This is a genomic window from Faecalibacterium sp. BIOML-A1, assembly GCF_009679715.1.
In the GTDB taxonomy this organism is placed as follows: Bacteria; Bacillota; Clostridia; order Oscillospirales; family Ruminococcaceae; genus Faecalibacterium; species Faecalibacterium taiwanense.
In genome coordinates, this window is the sequence record NZ_WKZJ01000002.1 from 277561 (window position 1) to 293259 (window position 15699).

Annotated in this window: 32 protein-coding genes; 16 read left to right on the forward strand and 16 right to left on the reverse strand. The window is 55.0% G+C overall.

Features of this window, described 5'->3' with window-relative positions:
• From GKG36_RS03650 to GKG36_RS03685, 8 genes are read left to right on the forward strand one after another with little or no spacing between them, the layout of a single operon-like run.
• Entirely contained in the window at nt 1–654 is a 654-nt protein-coding gene (locus tag GKG36_RS03650) for a GH25 family lysozyme (protein WP_154259215.1), read from the forward strand.
• Nucleotides 651–1040, forward strand: a complete 390-nt coding sequence (locus tag GKG36_RS03655) for a hypothetical protein (protein WP_154259217.1) — start codon at nt 651–653, stop codon at nt 1038–1040. The genes GKG36_RS03650 and GKG36_RS03655 overlap by 4 nt, the downstream gene beginning before the upstream one ends.
• The gene (locus GKG36_RS03660; RefSeq protein ID WP_154259219.1) at nt 1024–1359 is read left to right on the forward strand and encodes a phage holin, LLH family; all 336 of its coding nucleotides are present in this window, start codon (nt 1024–1026) and stop codon (nt 1357–1359) included. The genes GKG36_RS03655 and GKG36_RS03660 overlap by 17 nt, the downstream gene beginning before the upstream one ends.
• Before the next feature lie 3 nt (nt 1360–1362).
• Nucleotides 1363–3009 (forward strand): collagen-like protein, encoded by a 1647-nt coding sequence (locus tag GKG36_RS14665; RefSeq protein ID WP_194167071.1) that lies wholly within the window; start codon nt 1363–1365, stop codon nt 3007–3009.
• A 13-nt stretch (nt 3010–3022) separates the two neighbouring features.
• A complete protein-coding gene (locus tag GKG36_RS03670; RefSeq protein WP_154259221.1) occupies nt 3023–3247 on the forward strand; it encodes a hypothetical protein in 225 nt (74 codons plus the stop codon).
• A gap of 13 nt (nt 3248–3260) precedes the next feature.
• Nucleotides 3261–3467 (forward strand): hypothetical protein, encoded by a 207-nt coding sequence (locus GKG36_RS03675; RefSeq protein WP_154259223.1) that lies wholly within the window; start codon nt 3261–3263, stop codon nt 3465–3467.
• A gap of 11 nt (nt 3468–3478) precedes the next feature.
• Nucleotides 3479–3784: a hypothetical protein gene (locus GKG36_RS03680; protein ID WP_154259225.1), complete on the forward strand. Its 306-nt coding sequence runs from the start codon at nt 3479–3481 to the stop codon at nt 3782–3784.
• Nucleotides 3785–3788: 4 nt separating this feature from the next.
• Nucleotides 3789–4067, forward strand: a complete 279-nt coding sequence (locus GKG36_RS03685; protein ID WP_154259227.1) for a hypothetical protein — start codon at nt 3789–3791, stop codon at nt 4065–4067.
• A gap of 487 nt (nt 4068–4554) precedes the next feature.
• On the opposite strand, the gene GKG36_RS03690 is transcribed toward GKG36_RS03685, so the two are convergent.
• Nucleotides 4555–4875 carry a hypothetical protein gene (locus GKG36_RS03690; protein WP_154259230.1) on the reverse strand — a complete coding sequence of 107 codons (321 nt, stop codon included), beginning with the start codon at nt 4873–4875 and terminating at the stop codon, nt 4555–4557.
• 60 nt (nt 4876–4935) lie between these two features.
• Nucleotides 4936–5220 (reverse strand): hypothetical protein, encoded by a 285-nt coding sequence (locus GKG36_RS03695; protein WP_154259232.1) that lies wholly within the window; start codon nt 5218–5220, stop codon nt 4936–4938.
• A gap of 231 nt (nt 5221–5451) precedes the next feature.
• On the opposite strand from GKG36_RS03695, the gene GKG36_RS03700 reads away from it, so the two are divergent.
• The 7 genes from GKG36_RS03700 to GKG36_RS03730 all read left to right on the forward strand — a co-directional run bounded on the left by GKG36_RS03700 (nt 5452) and on the right by GKG36_RS03730 (nt 8728).
• Nucleotides 5452–5829: a hypothetical protein gene (locus GKG36_RS03700; protein WP_154259234.1), complete on the forward strand. Its 378-nt coding sequence runs from the start codon at nt 5452–5454 to the stop codon at nt 5827–5829.
• 3 nt (nt 5830–5832) lie between these two features.
• Entirely contained in the window at nt 5833–6276 is a 444-nt protein-coding gene (locus tag GKG36_RS03705; protein ID WP_154259236.1) for a hypothetical protein, read from the forward strand.
• 3 nt (nt 6277–6279) lie between these two features.
• On the forward strand, nt 6280–6504 hold the full coding sequence (locus tag GKG36_RS03710; protein ID WP_154259238.1) for a hypothetical protein: 225 nt from the start codon (nt 6280–6282) through the stop codon (nt 6502–6504).
• 53 nt (nt 6505–6557) lie between these two features.
• The gene (locus GKG36_RS03715) at nt 6558–7397 is read left to right on the forward strand and encodes a hypothetical protein (RefSeq protein WP_154259240.1); all 840 of its coding nucleotides are present in this window, start codon (nt 6558–6560) and stop codon (nt 7395–7397) included.
• 139 nt (nt 7398–7536) lie between these two features.
• Nucleotides 7537–7962: a hypothetical protein gene (locus GKG36_RS03720; RefSeq protein ID WP_154259242.1), complete on the forward strand. Its 426-nt coding sequence runs from the start codon at nt 7537–7539 to the stop codon at nt 7960–7962.
• A 16-nt stretch (nt 7963–7978) separates the two neighbouring features.
• Entirely contained in the window at nt 7979–8380 is a 402-nt protein-coding gene (locus GKG36_RS03725) for a hypothetical protein (protein WP_154259244.1), read from the forward strand.
• Between the two features lie 18 nt (nt 8381–8398).
• A complete protein-coding gene (locus GKG36_RS03730) occupies nt 8399–8728 on the forward strand; it encodes a hypothetical protein (RefSeq protein WP_154259246.1) in 330 nt (109 codons plus the stop codon).
• A 217-nt stretch (nt 8729–8945) separates the two neighbouring features.
• Here the strand turns inward: GKG36_RS03730 and GKG36_RS03735 are convergent, their stop codons facing one another.
• From GKG36_RS03735 to GKG36_RS03795, 14 genes are all read right to left on the reverse strand, one after another.
• Nucleotides 8946–9419, reverse strand: coding sequence for a hypothetical protein (locus GKG36_RS03735; protein ID WP_097776499.1), 474 nt, complete (start codon nt 9417–9419; stop codon nt 8946–8948).
• Nucleotides 9420–9454: 35 nt separating this feature from the next.
• Nucleotides 9455–9682 carry a hypothetical protein gene (locus GKG36_RS03740; protein WP_154259248.1) on the reverse strand — a complete coding sequence of 76 codons (228 nt, stop codon included), beginning with the start codon at nt 9680–9682 and terminating at the stop codon, nt 9455–9457.
• Nucleotides 9675–9905: a hypothetical protein gene (locus GKG36_RS03745; protein ID WP_097776501.1), complete on the reverse strand. Its 231-nt coding sequence runs from the start codon at nt 9903–9905 to the stop codon at nt 9675–9677. The genes GKG36_RS03740 and GKG36_RS03745 overlap by 8 nt, the downstream gene beginning before the upstream one ends.
• 67 nt (nt 9906–9972) lie before the next feature.
• Complete coding sequence (locus GKG36_RS03750) at nt 9973–10803, reverse strand: hypothetical protein (protein WP_154259250.1); 831 nt, start codon at nt 10801–10803, stop codon at nt 9973–9975.
• A gap of 13 nt (nt 10804–10816) precedes the next feature.
• Nucleotides 10817–11299, reverse strand: coding sequence for a DUF4355 domain-containing protein (locus GKG36_RS03755; protein WP_154259252.1), 483 nt, complete (start codon nt 11297–11299; stop codon nt 10817–10819).
• A 257-nt stretch (nt 11300–11556) separates the two neighbouring features.
• On the reverse strand, nt 11557–11730 hold the full coding sequence (locus GKG36_RS03760; RefSeq protein ID WP_154259254.1) for a hypothetical protein: 174 nt from the start codon (nt 11728–11730) through the stop codon (nt 11557–11559).
• The gene (locus GKG36_RS03765) at nt 11727–11987 is read right to left on the reverse strand and encodes a hypothetical protein (protein WP_154259256.1); all 261 of its coding nucleotides are present in this window, start codon (nt 11985–11987) and stop codon (nt 11727–11729) included. Before GKG36_RS03765 ends, GKG36_RS03760 begins: the two co-directional genes overlap by 4 nt.
• The gene (locus GKG36_RS03770; RefSeq protein ID WP_154259258.1) at nt 11974–12324 is read right to left on the reverse strand and encodes a S24 family peptidase; all 351 of its coding nucleotides are present in this window, start codon (nt 12322–12324) and stop codon (nt 11974–11976) included. Before GKG36_RS03770 ends, GKG36_RS03765 begins: the two co-directional genes overlap by 14 nt.
• A complete protein-coding gene (locus tag GKG36_RS14925) occupies nt 12321–12443 on the reverse strand; it encodes a hypothetical protein (protein WP_279236405.1) in 123 nt (40 codons plus the stop codon). Before GKG36_RS14925 ends, GKG36_RS03770 begins: the two co-directional genes overlap by 4 nt.
• A 232-nt stretch (nt 12444–12675) precedes the next feature.
• Nucleotides 12676–12957, reverse strand: a complete 282-nt coding sequence (locus tag GKG36_RS03775) for a hypothetical protein (RefSeq protein ID WP_154259260.1) — start codon at nt 12955–12957, stop codon at nt 12676–12678.
• 64 nt (nt 12958–13021) lie between these two features.
• Nucleotides 13022–13756, reverse strand: a complete 735-nt coding sequence (locus GKG36_RS03780) for a hypothetical protein (RefSeq protein ID WP_154259262.1) — start codon at nt 13754–13756, stop codon at nt 13022–13024.
• A 3-nt stretch (nt 13757–13759) separates the two neighbouring features.
• Nucleotides 13760–14293: a DUF6291 domain-containing protein gene (locus GKG36_RS03785; protein ID WP_347563019.1), complete on the reverse strand. Its 534-nt coding sequence runs from the start codon at nt 14291–14293 to the stop codon at nt 13760–13762.
• 4 nt (nt 14294–14297) lie between these two features.
• A complete protein-coding gene (locus GKG36_RS03790) occupies nt 14298–14537 on the reverse strand; it encodes a DUF739 family protein (protein ID WP_154259266.1) in 240 nt (79 codons plus the stop codon).
• Between the two features lie 3 nt (nt 14538–14540).
• Entirely contained in the window at nt 14541–14738 is a 198-nt protein-coding gene (locus tag GKG36_RS03795) for a helix-turn-helix transcriptional regulator (protein ID WP_173012872.1), read from the reverse strand.
• Between the two features lie 137 nt (nt 14739–14875).
• On the opposite strand from GKG36_RS03795, the gene GKG36_RS03800 reads away from it, so the two are divergent.
• Nucleotides 14876–15475, forward strand: a complete 600-nt coding sequence (locus GKG36_RS03800; RefSeq protein WP_173012873.1) for a helix-turn-helix transcriptional regulator — start codon at nt 14876–14878, stop codon at nt 15473–15475.
• Nucleotides 15476–15699 lie beyond the last annotated feature (224 nt).

Consider the following 15699-nt stretch of genomic DNA (forward strand, 5'->3'; position numbering starts at 1 on the left):
ATGGCTGAAATCATGGATGTGTCCCGGCATCAGGGCACGATCAACTGGGAGAAGGTCAAGGCGAGCGGCAAGGTAGACGGCGTAATGATTCGCGCCATGGGCAACAGCGCAGCGGGCCGGCCCAGCGCCCCCTACACTGACCCGCAGTTTGCCCGCAACTATGCCAAGTGCAAGCGGCTGGGCATCCCCTGCGGCGTGTATGGCTACTTCAAGGCGGTCAACCGGGAGCAGGCCGACAAGGAACTGGCCTACTTCAAGAAGCTGCTCACCGGCCGGAGCTTTGAGCTGCCGGTGGCGGTGGACATCGAGGACGAGGTGCAGAAGCCTCTAGGCAAGGCCGCGCTGACCGACCTGACAGCTTACATGCTGAGCACGGTGGAAAGCTGGGGCGTGTACGCCATGCTGTACGCCGGCCTGTGGTTCGGCAACACCTTCCTGTACATGGGCGGCGCGGCGCTGAAGCCCTACGACGTGTGGCTGGCTGCCTACCGCACGAAGAAGCCCGCCCCGGGCTGGCCCTTTGGCATGTGGCAGTACACCAGCAAGGCGCGTGTACCCGGTGTGGCCACTAACGTGGACATGTCCCACGCATACAAGGACTATGCGGGTATCATCAGCAAGAAGGGTCTGACCCGTCTCCGGGAGGGTAAATGACCGAAAAAGAAGCTTTACTGTGGGTGCTTGGCATCTTGGGCAGCCTGTGCGCTGCGGCCATCACGATCGACAAGGTGCTGGACATCATCCACAAGTACATCAAAAAGGCACAGGCCCCCGACGATGCGCAGAACAAGCGAATGGATACGCTCGAAAAAAGGCTTGGCGTGCTGGAACAGGGACAGCTTCAGCACGCACAGGCCCTTGCAAGAGACCTGCGCCGCTTTGACGGCCTCGATGAAGAGATGCGTCTCGTCCTTGTTGGCGTGCAAAATCTTCTGGACTCGCAGCTGTCCGGCAATAACCGCGAAGGTATGCAAAAAAGCAAATCCGATATCAACAACTACCTACTGAAAGGAGTAACAAATCATGGAAGCAATGTTTAACTTTATCCCCGCACCCATCGCACTGGTACTGATGCTCATCGGCTTTGCCGCGCTGGCCGTTGGTGCCATCCGGCTGGGCTACAAGCAGTACGTCAAGCAGTGGGCGCTGGAACTCGTGACCATCGCTGAGGACAGAATCATGGGCAGCGGTCAAGGCGCAAAGAAAAAGGCTCAGGTTTTTGCTGCGCTGCGCGGCGCACTGCCGGACTGGCTGAAGCCTTTCATCACCGATGAAGTGCTGGACAGCGTGATCGAAAAGGCCGTCAGCATGATGAAAAAGGCACTGGAAAGCAAGAAGCCTACCATCAACAAGGAGTAATTTATGATCGAGCAAAGCGTATCTCTCGCATCCAATGGAGCTGTCAAAGTGCCGGGCTATGAGCAGCTGGTGCGCTTTGGCTACACCAAGAACCGGGGCGTGTACCGCCTTGCCGTCACCGCTTCCGGCGAGTGGGAAGGGCTGGCTATCCGCTGCTTCTGGCACGTCCCGGACGGTAAAGACCCGGCATCCTCGCTGGTGGACGGCTATGTGGACGTGCCCGCCAGCGTGACCGCACAGCCCGGCAATGGCTGCATCACCTTTGAGGGCAGCAACGGCACCAAGACCGTGACCAGCGCAGACCTGCGGTATCGTGTGAGTGCCAACTCCGGCACAGAGGACGGCACAGAGCCGGAGCCGGGCACCCCTGCATGGCAGCAGCTGGTGGATGCCGTCCACGCCGATGCCACCGCCGCAGAGCAGGCCAAGACCGATGCACAGGCCACCGCGCAGCAAGCTGCCACCAGTGCGGGCAATGCAGACCAGAGCGCTCAGGAAGCCGCTGACAGCTTGCAGGAGCTGAAGAACGGTATCGCAAGCGGTGACTTCAAAGGCGAGAAAGGTGACAAGGGCGACACCGGCCCCATCGGCCCGGTCGGCCCGCAGGGTGAGACAGGCCCTCAAGGCCCTAAAGGCGAGACCGGCCCTGCCGTAGCACTGGACACCACCCTCACCCACGAGGGCGAAGCCGCTGACGCAAAAGCCACAGGTGACGCGATCAGCGCAGTAAAGGCGCGGCAGAACGTCCTTGCTGGCAGTGAGACAGGCAACCCGCTCAGCGTTGACGACGCTTTCCCTGCGCCGCTGTGTGGTCTGACCGTGTACGGTCGTAGCACGCAGGACGGCACACCCACGCCAGATGCGCCTGTGCCTATCGTGAGCGCAGGCGACGGCGGGAGCGTGGCGGTGAAGGTGACGGGGAAGAATCTGTTTTATGAACAGGGGTTTCAACAATATTTTATCAACTCGGCAGCAGACAGTGTTGGTTTGGCCGTCGGAAATGTATCAAGTGTTTTGCAAGTGGTTACAGGAGCTAAATACTATGTTACGAGAAACAAAATTGGAACTAAATTCCGTGTTGCGGTCGTAGATGCACTACCCACTAAAGGCTCTGTGGTTCGTCCGTCCAGCGCTATAAATGCAGATTCAAAACGACAAGCAGAAATTTTTGCGACATCCAAGTACATGGTCATTCAATGTGAGGATGAAGCAGCTTTTAGTGGGTTAATGGTGTCGTTGGATTCATCCACTGCCTACTCCCCCTACCGTGAACAGCTCCTTACCCTCTCCACTCCCAACGGCTTGCCCGGCATCCCTGTCACCTCTGGCGGCAACTACACTGACTCGCAGGGCCAGCAGTGGGTGTGCGACGAGGTAGACTTTGGCAAGAATGTAAAGGTGCAGAGGGTGGATAAAGCGGCTTTCGATGCCACAAAACCGTTGACTGAGCAGAATGCAATACTAGCCACCCCTATCGAAACCCCGCTCACCCCTGACGAAATTGCCGCCTACAAAGCCCTCACAGTGTACGGCCCTGATACTGTGGTGCAGGCGAGTGACGGTGCGGGGGTCAAGCTGGAGTATCAGAGGGATGTGAATATCGTCGTCAAAAATCTTGAGGACGCCATTGCGTCCATGACAACGACCTAAAGGAGGACTGACTATGGCTATCAAAAGCAAAGCCCGGCATGACCTGACCCTGCGCTCCATCAAACGGGAGATTTCCGCAGGGCGCGACGTGGCATACTGGCTGGACAAGGCGTACACCCATCTGGACAGTGGCCTGCTGACGGAGGGCGACATCGCAGAGGTGGAAGCCCTTGCGCAGGCGTACTACGATGCGCTGGATGCTGAGGACAAGGCGAACGCTGAGGAAATTACGCAGTAAGGAGACATAACGCATGAACGCAGTAAATATCGAAGATTTGCTCGATCTGATTGAATCCATGAAACGCATATCTGCGGATGAAATTATCGCTGCATCAAAGGAGAACAACGAGCTGGAGCGCATCGCGCACATCGCAACGGAAGCAACTTATATGGCTGTTATCGAAAAGTTGGAAAACCTCCGCGTGTATGCAGTAACCGTTTTGGATAGCAAGGAGTAAGGAGACAAAAAATGTTTCATTATCACTACATTAAAGTCATTGCTGATTCCGAAAACATGAGTACGGAAGAAATCACTTCTGTTCTGCAAAAATACTTTGCAAAACAGAACGATGGTTTTTACCTCGAAATCGACTTGGATAATCATGCCGCTGATTTCGATGGCAGCGGAAAATGGCTCATGCGGTTGGAAGGAAATATTTTGTGGCTAAATGGCGAATACGTTGCGTTCAGCGGTGTGCAACAAAACAACCCGAATGATGGCGTTATCGTCAAAATTTCCGCAATTCGTTATCTCATTGTTCACAATAAGGAGTGATATCATGGCAAGCACTACATACCGTCATCTCGGTGACGTCACCGGGATGTTCGCCGCACAAGAGCAATTTCGTGACATCACGAAAATGGTCTGCGCACGTTTTCGTGGCCTTACGAAAACATACCATCTCGGCAATGTCAACAAACTGGTAACGTTTTGTCACCGTTTCGCCGTCATTGGCAATATGGTGCGCAACGCCGGACAGCTGCCGCAGCCTTTTTGGCTCGGTGCTGCCTGTGGCGGCGGCTCGTGTAGTCTTTCCGCCAGCGTTGCAAGGGCTTAATGCAGAACAGATAAAAGCTGTGATAAAACGTGCGCCGCTTGGGAGGTATGACCGGAAAATCGCCCGGTTGCGGTACGTTGACCAGCTATGCCAAGTTGATATTGCAGCGCGTGTGCCGTATTGTCGGACATCAATCGGCAATAGGCTGAAAATTATTGATAAAATGCTGGATGTGTGATATCATAATCCTAATTGGGTGCGATTTCTCACGAAACGCATTGAAGCGGCAGGCTTTCGGGTCTGCCGCTTTTCTTTTTTCACGATTTGTGGTATAATTATCTCAACAAATCCACCCGGCCTCTCGAAGAAGCACATTAGGGTGGATGTTTGAAAGGCTACAGCCTTTGTAGAGAGCGGCATTGCCTGTGGGCGGTTCCGCTCTTGATTTTAGACTTTGCCGTTTCGGCGGCATAAAAAATCCCCTGCTTTGCCAAAACCCTGCGTTCCACGCGGGGTACACTGTAGGCAAAGTGGGGGATTTTTTGTTTTACAGCAGTCCAAAGTGCTCGGCCAACAGGAATCTGACGTATGTAGGGCACGTGCGCTTTTCACCGCACCAGTCCTGCACAGTGCGCCGCGGGACGCCCGCCTGCTTTGCGAAAGAGGTCTGAGACAGCCCGGTGCGGGCCACCAGCTCACGCATTGGAAGATGAGCTAAATCCCAGATGGTGGACAGCCTTGCCTTCTCGGCGTCCAGATCTACGCACCAGTCGGCATCATCCGGGATGCTGAGGGTGACATTGTTAAGGAACGCTGCCCGGGATGTTTCCGGGTCGGTTGCCATATTGAAAAGTTCAGCTGTGTACATTGCCTTTCTCCTTCTTAAATCTCCCCGGTCAATGTTTGTGCATCGGCTGGGGACTTTTCTTTACTCCATATCTTCCAGAGCTTCAAGATACTTCGGGTAAAGATCTTCCACGATGGCCTGTCTCTCAACGTCGTCCAGATTGCCGTTCATGAGTGCCTCACCCTCTTCATCGGAGAGTTCGATGCTGGTAGTGACCATCAGGTCGCGAGCGTCCAGATGAGAGGTCTTGACGTCGCCATCATCGGTGAGGTGCGCGTAGATCATCCAAACGCCGTTGTCGCACTCAATTTCGGTACCGGTGGCCATAACCTTAGTTGCGAACTCGTCAGCAGTAAGCTTTTTCATAATTGTTACCTCCATGTGTTTGTTCGGGGTCTTTCACTGTCTTTATCATACACGCATTGCGTGCAATTGTCAAGGTTTTTTTGAAAATTTTATACGCGTTGCGTGCAAATACTTGAGCGCTCATACGGCCCTGTGCTGTGTGGGCGCTTTTCTTTTTTGTCCTTCGTTGTGCGTTCGTTGTCTCTCACGGCGGTTTAAAAAAGTACACTGGGCGCAAAGGGAGGGGGTGCCATGTGGCACAGGTTTAACCCAAACCCACGCGGGAGCAGCGTCGGGGACTGCGCAGTGCGGGCAGTAGCTGCGGCCACCGGTCAGAGCTGGGAGCAAGCATATATTGCGCTGGCGCTCACCGGCTACGCCCTCGGCGATATGCCCAGCGCTAACCGCACATGGGGCGCATACCTTCAAAAGCGTGGGCTCAAGCGCCGTTTGGTGGAGGCGGACTGCACCACCTGTTACACCGTGGCAGATTTTGCCCGGGAGTATCCGCGCGGCGTGTATGTACTGGGCTGCTCCGGCCACGTTCTGGCCGTGATCGACGGCGCGTGGTGGGACAGCTGGGACAGCGGCGCAGAATGCCCGATCTACTACTGGTACAAGGAGGACTGATCCATGCCGATCTATAACGGATACCCACAAGTGTTTTACCCGCAACAGCCGCAAGGGCAGTTGGAACAGCTCAGGGCAGCACAGTACCAGCCCCAGCCCGTCATGATGCCGACAATGCAGGGGCAGACCGCACCGACTGACAGCGGCTTTATTTGGGTACAGGGCGAAGCGGCTGCCCGGGGCTATCTGGTAGCCAACGGGAGCCGAGTGCTTTTACTGGATGCCGATTCCGATACCTTCTACATCAAAGAAGTGGGGCAGGACGGCAGGCCGTTCCCTCTTCGCATTTACGATTACAAAGAGCGCACCAGCGGCCCCAAAGCGTCGATTGCAGCCACGCAAGCCGCAGGCGGGGAGTATGTCACCCGCAAGGAGTTCGACGAGTTGGCGGCAAAGCTGGCGGCGTTGGAGAAGCAAGAAGCACCAGAGCCGGAAAAGGAGGGCTAAACGATGGGCAGCAGCTTGTATAACTCGATGGGCCGACAGACCCAGAATCCCATTGGCGGGCAGTTCCAGCAGTTTATGGGCCAGATGCAGGGAAAGAACCCGCAGGAGATGATAAACCAGATGCTCACCTCCGGCCAGCTCTCACAGCAGCAGCTCAACGCCATTCAGCAGCGGGCGCAGCAGATCGCGCCGATGCTCAACGGCATGAAAAATATGTTCGGATTCTGAAATGCGGCCGCATTTAGAATAAATTTAAAAATCTAACGTAAAGGAGTAAAACTATGTCTCTTTCTTCTGATAGCACGGTTCTGACCATGCCGGTGCAGCCCGCCAACGGCTACAGCAACGGCTTCAACGGCTGGGGAGGCGACTGGATGGGCTGGATCGTCCTCTTTCTGATTTTCGGCATGTTCGGCTGGGGCGGCATGGGCGGCTTTGGCTGGGGCGGCGGCATGGGCGGCGCTTCGCCTTATATGACCAGCGCTGTCACACAGGCAGACCTGCAGCGCGGCTTCGACAATCAGAGCGTCATGAACAAGCTGAATGGGCTGGAAAGCGGCCTGTGCGATGGCTTCTACGCCATGAACACCGGGATGCTTCAGGGCTTCAACGGCGTGCAGCAGGGCCTGAACGGCGTCACCAACGCCATGCAGCAGGGCTTCAACGGCACCAACATCGCGCTGATGCAGGGTCAGAATGCTCTGGCTACACAGCTGGCAGACTGCTGCTGCAAGACCCAGACCGCGATCCAGGGAGTCAACTACAATCTGGCCACTCAGGAGTGCGACACCCGGAACCAGATGCAGCAGGGCTTCTGCGCAACGCAGAATGCCATGAACAACAACACCCGGGACATTATCGAGAATCAGAACAGCAACACCCGCGCGGTGCTCGACTTCCTGACCAACGATAAGATCGCCACCCTGCAGAGCGAGAACAACGAGCTGCGTCGGGCTGCTTCTCAGGATCGCCAGAGCGCGTTCCTGACCACCGCGATGAATGCGCAGACCAACCAGATCATCGGGACTCTGCAGCAGAAAGCTCCCGTGCCTGCCTATCAGGTGCCCAACCCCAACGCCATTTACTATGGCTGTGGGACCGGCTGCGGCAGCTGCGCATAACTGAATCACGACAGCTTTTTGAGTGGTTGTTTCCAAAATGGAAATGCCCACATCAAAATGTTCAGCCCCTGAGCTGATTTTGCAAACCAGAGCGCCGGGGCAGCAGTCCCGGCGCTTTTCTATGAAAGGAGCCGATAAAATGGCTGAATTTAGCAACTCCAACACCGTCATCGTGGCGGCGGGTGAAAACCTTCCCCTGACCGAGACCGCGGTGAAAGCCCCTGCTTGCATCGTGCACCGTGAGGGAAGCGGCCTTGTGACCTTGCGCGGTCTGACCAGCGGGCAGTGCAGGGCCCGCTTCAAGGTAAGCTTTGGCGGCAATATCGCCATTCCCACCGGCGGCACTGTGGGACCTATTTCTGTGGCGCTGGCTGTCGGCGGTGAGCCGCTGACCAGTGCGACAGCCATTGTCACCCCGGCGGCGGTCGAAAATTACTTCAACGTTTTCGTGGCTGCGTTCATCGAGGTGCCGCGTGGCTGCTGCGTGACTGTGGCGGTTAAAAACACCAGTACGCAGGCAGTCAGCATTGCAAACAGCAACCTGATCGTTGAGCGGGTAGCATAAGAAAGGAGATAAAGTCATGCTGGATAAACTGAATCATCTGAAAGATGAGATGTGCGACGAGCTCATGGAGCTGACCGACAAAAAGAACCGCTCTCCGGGCGATGTTGAGATGATCGGCGAGATCGTGGACATCATTCTGGACATCCACCGCATCGAGGATTACTGCGAGGGCGGCGAGTACAGCCGAACAGGCGAGTGGGAAGCTGACATGCGCGGGACTTTCGGCCGCGATGCCGGAAACGGTTACAACCGGGGCAACAGCTACGCCAACCGGGGCCGTCACTATGTCCGCGGGCACTACTCCCGTACGGATGGCCGTGAGCGTATGATCTCCGACATCGAGGACATGATGCAGGAAGCCACCGGTGCAGAGCGTGATGCCTACAAGCGGGCGGCAGACATCCTGCGGAACGCATAAGGAAGGAGGACGGCAGGCATGGATATTGACGAGATCAACGAGCATATCCGCAAGCTCAAGTGCGAGGAAACCAGCTGGCAGAGCGTCAACAAGCTTGCCGCCCTCTGCACTGTGCGGGACGAGCTGGAAGAAAAGCAGGCACCTGAAACGCAGACCCAGGCATTGCCGCCCACGGATTACCGGGCGGCGTACTCCACAGCAGCGGAACCACAAAGCGACTTTGTGGCGGCTGCCAGCTCTGTTCCTTTCGGCGGTCTGATGCAGGTGCTTGACGAGCACATGAAGGCAATAAAGCTGGTGTACCCGAAAGAGTATGAGCTCGTAATGCGGAAGATAATCGACTTGTAAAAAGACATAGAATGTGCTATTTTTACATAAGCTTCAGCGTTTTGACACGGGATGCATAATCTAACAGAAAGCTAACAAATTGATAATTATTCACGTTAAAACGTCAAATAAACTTGATTTGTAATCAGTGGGTTGCAGGTTCAACTCCTGTCACCAGCTCCATCAAAAAGAGCCTGGATTCGTTAAAATCTAGGCTCTTTTCTTTTGTTATAACACACTATTTAACACACATTGCGCTTTCTGGTACGTCCTCTGGGATAGTCAGAGCGGCTAGAGCGGTTCTCCTATAGCCCGAAATAGATGTTGGACTTAACCCCACTTTGTCGGCAGTCTGTGCACAGTTCAGGCCGTCGATATACTGACAACACAGCACCCGAATCTGATTCAGGGTCAACTGCCGTTGGTCGTACAGAGCGTTGATGATCTCGGTGGCGATGTTCTGCCCGCGCTGCTGTTCGTCCTGCAGTTTCCTTTCCAGCGCGGTGATACGCTGCACGCTGTCGGCTGTACGGTCGGAGTGTGTGCCGGTGGGCGCTGATCTGCCGGGGTTCAGGCTTACGCAGATGGACGTAGAGCGGTCGCGGGCTTCTTCCAGCTGTTCAGCAATACGGCGCTGTTCGGCAAGGCTTTCCCGGTAGCGGTTCAACCATGTACGTTTGCGCTCAATATCGGGGTTCTGCTGCTTTTCCATCGTCTATTCCTCCTGTGTGTTATCGTGTCAAGAAATTATCTGATTACGCTGGGCACGGCTGCAAGCAGCTGCCGCGCGGCCCTCAGATTCAGTGCTTCCGGGTTCTTCCAGATCGGCATAGCCAGCATACCACCGGCGGCGTTGTACTGGCTCACCGTCATGCGCTGGGAACCGTTTTCGGTCTCAATCAGCAGCACCGCGGGCGCGGTCTGGGCACTCAATGCCTGAACCCTGGCTTCCAGCCGGTCAATGCGGTTACTCATCGTCTGCCACTCCTTCCAGTTCATCCAATTTTCTTTCAAGCTCGGTCAAACGCCGCTCCTGTTCGTCGGCCCGGATGGAGCTTAACACGGCATTGCCTGCGTAGATCAGGGCGTTTGCCTGCTGCGGGGTGATCTCGCCATTCAATACCATGTTGGAAACGCGGGTCATGGCTCTGCGCACCTCGCCCGGATTGGTCATTTTAAGGTGCTTTTTTGCGGTCATGGGTTCGGTTCGCCTCCTGTCAAAAAAAGGGCGCACAGGTTGCCCCATACGCCCGGATGATGTCTTATCAGGTGGTGGCCTGATAATAGATGCCCTTTTTCTTGTTGTCGGTGACGAACGCGCCGTAGTTGTAGCGGCCCTCCACCAGCCAGCCGGACACGCCCGGCGGGTTATCATGCAGAACGGCACTGGACAGCTTCACAGGGGCCGTGCAGGCCAGCGGGTGGCACAGCATAAAGCCAAATTTTGCGGGCAGACGGTTTGCGGGAACCTTCTGCACTGCGGCACCGTCCAGATTGGAGACAACGCCCTGCAGGCGCAGATTCTGGCCGATATCGGATTCCAGAACGATCTCCTTGCACTTCTTCATGATGCGGTAGGTGTCAGGGGATACCACAAGAACGCGGTTGGTCTCCGGCACCTCTGCATCATCCAGTGCGGCGCTGGCCTTGCAGATCTCGTCATAGATGTTGGTAGCGGTCAGGGCCACAGCGTCGGGCTTGGTGCCTGCATCCGTGCACATAATGCCGTAGGTGTATGCATCGATCTCCGGAATGACCACCTCACGCTGCTGGCGAGCCAGACACTTAGCGGCTTCCAGCACGGCACCGGTCTCGTCCATGTCCAGCCGGTCGATCACAAAAGAAAAGCTGCGGTCTTTGGGCAGGGTGTAAGTTTCGGTCACAGCGGTCAGGGTCTCCGGATTGCCGTAGCGGTTGCCAGTGGTGACGCCTGCGCGGTCGTAGTCGTTCATTGCGGCGGTGCCCACTTTATAGATGCAGACACTGTTCGCTCCGTCAAAGCTGTAGTCCTGATTCGTCACAAGGCTGCGCTTCGATTCGTTTTTGAAAAGCTCGTCCACCTGCTGGAGATACTTTTCAACAAGATTGATTGCCATATTCTAAAACCTCTCAATAAGTTCCTGAGGGCTTGAAAAACTGTGCTCCATCGGGTTCTTTGCGCTGCGACATGCTGCCATGCGGTGCACCGGTAGAAACTACGGCCACAGCGCCGGGCTGGTTCTTCTGCGACTTTGCAAAGATGCTCCACAGAGATTCCGTTTTTTCTTTGAACTCTTCCGGGTCGCTGTTGCCGATCAGCTCCACAAGCTTGGGGTCAATGCCATTTTCCTTGCAGTAGCGTTCACATTCAAAGGCGTTGCGCTCGTCCTGCAGCTTCTGGCGGTCGGCTTCCAGCTGGGCCTTTTCGGTGTCCAGCTCGGCGGCGGAATTGTCGGTAGCGCCCGAAGTCTGGCCCTTCGCCCTCTCACGTGCCAGACGATCCTTAACGATGGAGTTTACTTCTTCCTGGGTGAACATCTTCCCGGCGGTGCCGTTTCCCTCCGGCGGAGTGTTTGCCTGCTGGGTGGTGTTCGGGGTGTTGTTGTCGGTCATGGTGATTTCCTTTCCCGGCCTGATGCCTGCGGCCGTTACAGTGATGCCCCTGCCAATGCAGGGAAAATAGACACAGGGAACCGCTCGAAGCGTTTTCCCTTGGAGCACCTCCGCAAATGCGGAGAATATAAACAAAAAAGAGCGCAAAGAAAAGCGTGCTTGCTTTTCCCTGCGCTCTACAGCTAACCGGTCAGCCCGGCGGTACTCTATGCCTTATAGGTTTATTATACCGCTTGCCCGGGGGATAGTCAACTGTTTTACTTGGTGTTATGCGGCTTTTCCGGTTTTGTAACGGTCAGAAACACGGCAGAAACCCCGGCTTTCTTCGCGCTTTCATGTACTCTTGCCGCCGGAAACATTGCGCGCAGGGCGTTCAGCGTGGCCTGTGCGGCGTTTTCCTGCTCTGGGGTGTAAGTTATCTTCACCTTCACTGCTGGCCCTCCTGCGGCTTCCTGCGCTCCTGCTCACAGTACAGGCGGGAAGCGTGCAGCAGGATGCCGCGCACGGCTTCCGGGTCGTCCAGCAGATCCAGCAGGGTGATGCAGGATTCCCGCAGGCGCTGCACCTCTTTGTCGGTCTGCTGACCGACCTTTGCCTTCTCGCGGTTGATATCCGCGCCGTTCATGGTCATGATGGTGTCGATCTGGTCGGGGGTCAGCCCCATTGCTCGCAAGTCATTCCTCTTCATTGTCGGTTCCTTTCTTTGCCCATTCAAAAATATGCCGGACTTCCACGGCTTTGCCGATGATCTTCGCGCCGGACAGCTCGTCGAAGCGAATAACATGCTCCCGCCGGTTGCGCGGCGCATCTGCCAGCAGTTCACCGTTGCAGATCTGGCGAAGCAGCAGCACGGCACTGTCCGTCTGCACGGCCACGATCTGGCTGTCTTCTGCGTGGTCGCAGGCAGTAAAGGCCACGATGTCCCCGGCGCGGATGCCGGCGCATTCCATGCTATCATCATTCATGATAAAGCAGAAATCCGGGTGCAGGTATGCCAGCGCGCTGGCGGTTCGACGTTCGCTCATGCCGATGCACCTTCTTTCTCAATCAGGTGGCTTGCGTGCACCCACACAAGCCGAAGCTGGCGGAAATCGGCTTTTTCCAGCAGTTTCAGAATGGCGTTGATGTAATCTTGCCTTGTCATGCGGCCCACCCCCTCACCGGATGCCGCTGAACCACATCACAGCGGCACCAAAGAAACAGACCAGAGCGAACGGGCCCACGATAGAAAATTGATACGCAGTGTAACCAAGCATTGTAAAATCCTCCATTTTTGATATAATGGGGGCGGTATTGTCTGGAAACTTTACCGCCCATCTGCCGCCCACGCTGCTGGTACAGTGTGAGCGGCTTTCTTTATGCGGTCATGTAGGGGCTTACAGGTGGCGCGGGTAAGTGGTGTCAGGGCAGTTTCCAGTGCAGGGGGTAGCATCAAGGGGGCAGTCCTCCACAGGCTTTGCGTCGTCGTCGCTGTCACAAGCCAGCGTTGCAATGAGCTTGCCGCCGGGCTTCACGGCCAGCAGGTCGGATGCATCTGGGTATGCGCTTTCAAACACCAGCAGCACATTGCCCAGTTCATCGGGCACGATGTTCAACAGCTTCTCGCCCTGCAGGCGTTCAAGGATGGTGTCGCGGTCAGTGCTGATAAATGCATTCATGGTAAATTCCTTTCTGTGCCCTAAGGGCACGCTAAAAATATGCAACGCGCTCAATTTTGAGCGGTCAGGCGGTACGCTTCCACCGGTTTTCCCGGCCATCTGGCACCGCAAGGAAATACCGCCCGCCGCCGCTGGCCTGTTCAATGCGGCTTGCGATCTGGGGCGCGATATCTTCCAGCCGTTCCGGTGTCCAGCAGCTGGAAATAATGGTGATCTTCCCGGCGCTGCACCGTGCATCGATCACTTCAAGCGCCTTGTCAAGGTCCGTAGCCGTGGGCGTGCCGCGGCTGCTTACAACGTCCAGAAAGCTATCCAGCCACAGCACGTTGCAACCCTTGGCCGTCTCGATCAGTTGCCAGTCTTTGGAGCTGCGCCGGGCAAACGATTTCCACGGCTGGTAGTTCAGGCCGCTGCAATTGTTTGCCATCAGGTGATAGTAAATTTTGCTGCACAGGTGGCTTTTTCCGGTGGCGGTCTGACCGCCGATGTAAAACACCCCTTCCGGGTGCTGGGCAAATGCGCAGGCTTTCCGGTGCAGCTCCCGCTGCCAGTCGGTCATGTCGATGTAATCGCCGTACCGGGGCGCATTGCCTGCTCTGCGGGTATCGTCCTCTTTCAGGCGGACAGTGCCGCATTCCGGGCAGATGGTCAGCAGACCATGATAATACTCGCTGTCAGACCAGATTTTCATAACGTGGCCGCTGCCATTGCAGACAGGGCAGGCGCTTCCCTCAGGGTGGTTATACTCTCGTCTGCGCTGCTCGTTCAGCTCCTGCCATGCTTTTTCCGGGTTATCCATTGCTTATCCCTCCTCCTTTTCAGCGTCAGGCGGGGCCGCTTCTGCGGCGGGCCACGCCGTGCGCTGTTGCATCTTTTCAAAAAATATCCGTCTTGCTTCATCCGTTGCCGCGTCCCGGTCGCCATTGTCTAAACTACTATTTAGCGCTGCCATGCCGCCGCCAGCGCCATTCTGGGGCGCACAGGCGGCAGGCGGCGTGGTCGGGCGCTGATGATTTTCTTTTCCGGTATCCTTCTCATTATCCTTTTCTTTCTCCTTCTCCTTATATGAACCATTGGTTATAGAATCAGGAAAACCAAAAGAATCACTTTTTGACGGTCTGCCGCCGTTTGTACCGGCTTCATAATGTGACTTGGCGGCGTCCAACATAGGCTTGACTAACGGCCAGTACCCTGCAATACTCTTTGGAAGAGTTGGCTCTGTGCCGGTGGTTCCGTACTCTATAAGAGCTTCATAGAATACAGCGCGGAGTTTCGGCGGCATGGTCTGGGCAGTCTCGTAAAACGTGAAGTAGAACGGAAAATATTTCCGGGCCACCCTATCACCCTACCTTTTTCCGGTATTCCTTGGGCGCGTCCTCAAAGAAGAACGTGCCGATTTGGTCGGTGGGGATGTCCAGCGCCTTGGCAACACGGGCAATCTCGTCCCCGTTCCACGGCAAACGGCCAGTCATGCGGGCAGTCAAGGTGCTTTCGGCCATGTTGGCGCGCTTGGCTACTTCGCCCTGCTTCATTTCCAGTTCTGCGAACCGGACGCGGAGCTTGTGAAAATATTGATACATGGTTTAGTCCTCCTTCAAATCGTCCACGGACACGCCCAGAGCGGCGGCGATGCGGCGTGCCACTTTCTCACTGATGTTCTTTTCGCCGTTGAGTGCAGCGTTCACCCAACGGCGGGACAACTCAAGGCTTTCGGCAATCTCGCATTGGGTCTTGCCCGTGACCAAAAGCGCCGTTTTAGCTTTCACTTTATTGAATCGCATTTTCAAACTCCTTTCTTTGAGAAATTCGCAAATTGGCATTTACGCAATACGATTATATGCCAATTTGGGCACTTTGTCAATGCCTGATTGCGAATTTTATTTTGATATGCTATTATGACTGTGAAGGAGTGAGCTACATGGGCATTGGTGCTAAGATAGGCGAAGTGGCAAAAGAAAAGGGAATCTCGCTTAAAGAGTTGAGTAGAAAAATCAATATCCCATATACAACGCTTTACCATGCAGTAAAGCGTGATAGTAAAATAGAATATGAAATCGCTGTCAAGGTTGCGAGCGCTTTGGGGGTGTCTGTAGACGAGTTTTATACTATTGGTGATGTCTACACCCATGGATATAAAGACAGCATAGAAGCCGAAGCGTATGAGTTGAACAGCCTTATAACAAATCTTGGCTATGCGGTTCTTGGCGCAAATATTGACGGAAAATATAAAATGTGGCTGGAAAGCCGCGTAAATAGTTCTGATGAGAAATACAAATATTACCAATTTGACTATACAGAACTTCGCAAAATATTTGATGAAATCAACGACTGTGCAATGTATTGCTTGGGCACATTTGAAGATTCCCACAGTGAAATTGATATCCTAAAAGATAAAGATTTTCTTGAATGCAATGTTGCAGGGCGTGAATTGCTTTTTGCGGAAGTCAATCAGCGCCCGGCAGACACTGCCCAGTCCGCTCCCGTCTCCACGCCCGATAAAGACCCCGCCAAAAAATAAAAAGCCCACAGGGGCCTTATAGCCGGTGTGGGCGCATGGTGGATGATATGGGACATACAGCCTATACAGAGCAGGATATAATAGAAATGCAGCAGGTTCTTCTGGAAACTCCGATAGACCCAGCATATGATGATATCTGTAACTCATTTTACGATGGGTGGGACAGAGCAGTTCACCGTCAGATGTATGTTCGTGACTGCTACAATATTCTGAAAGAACTTGGT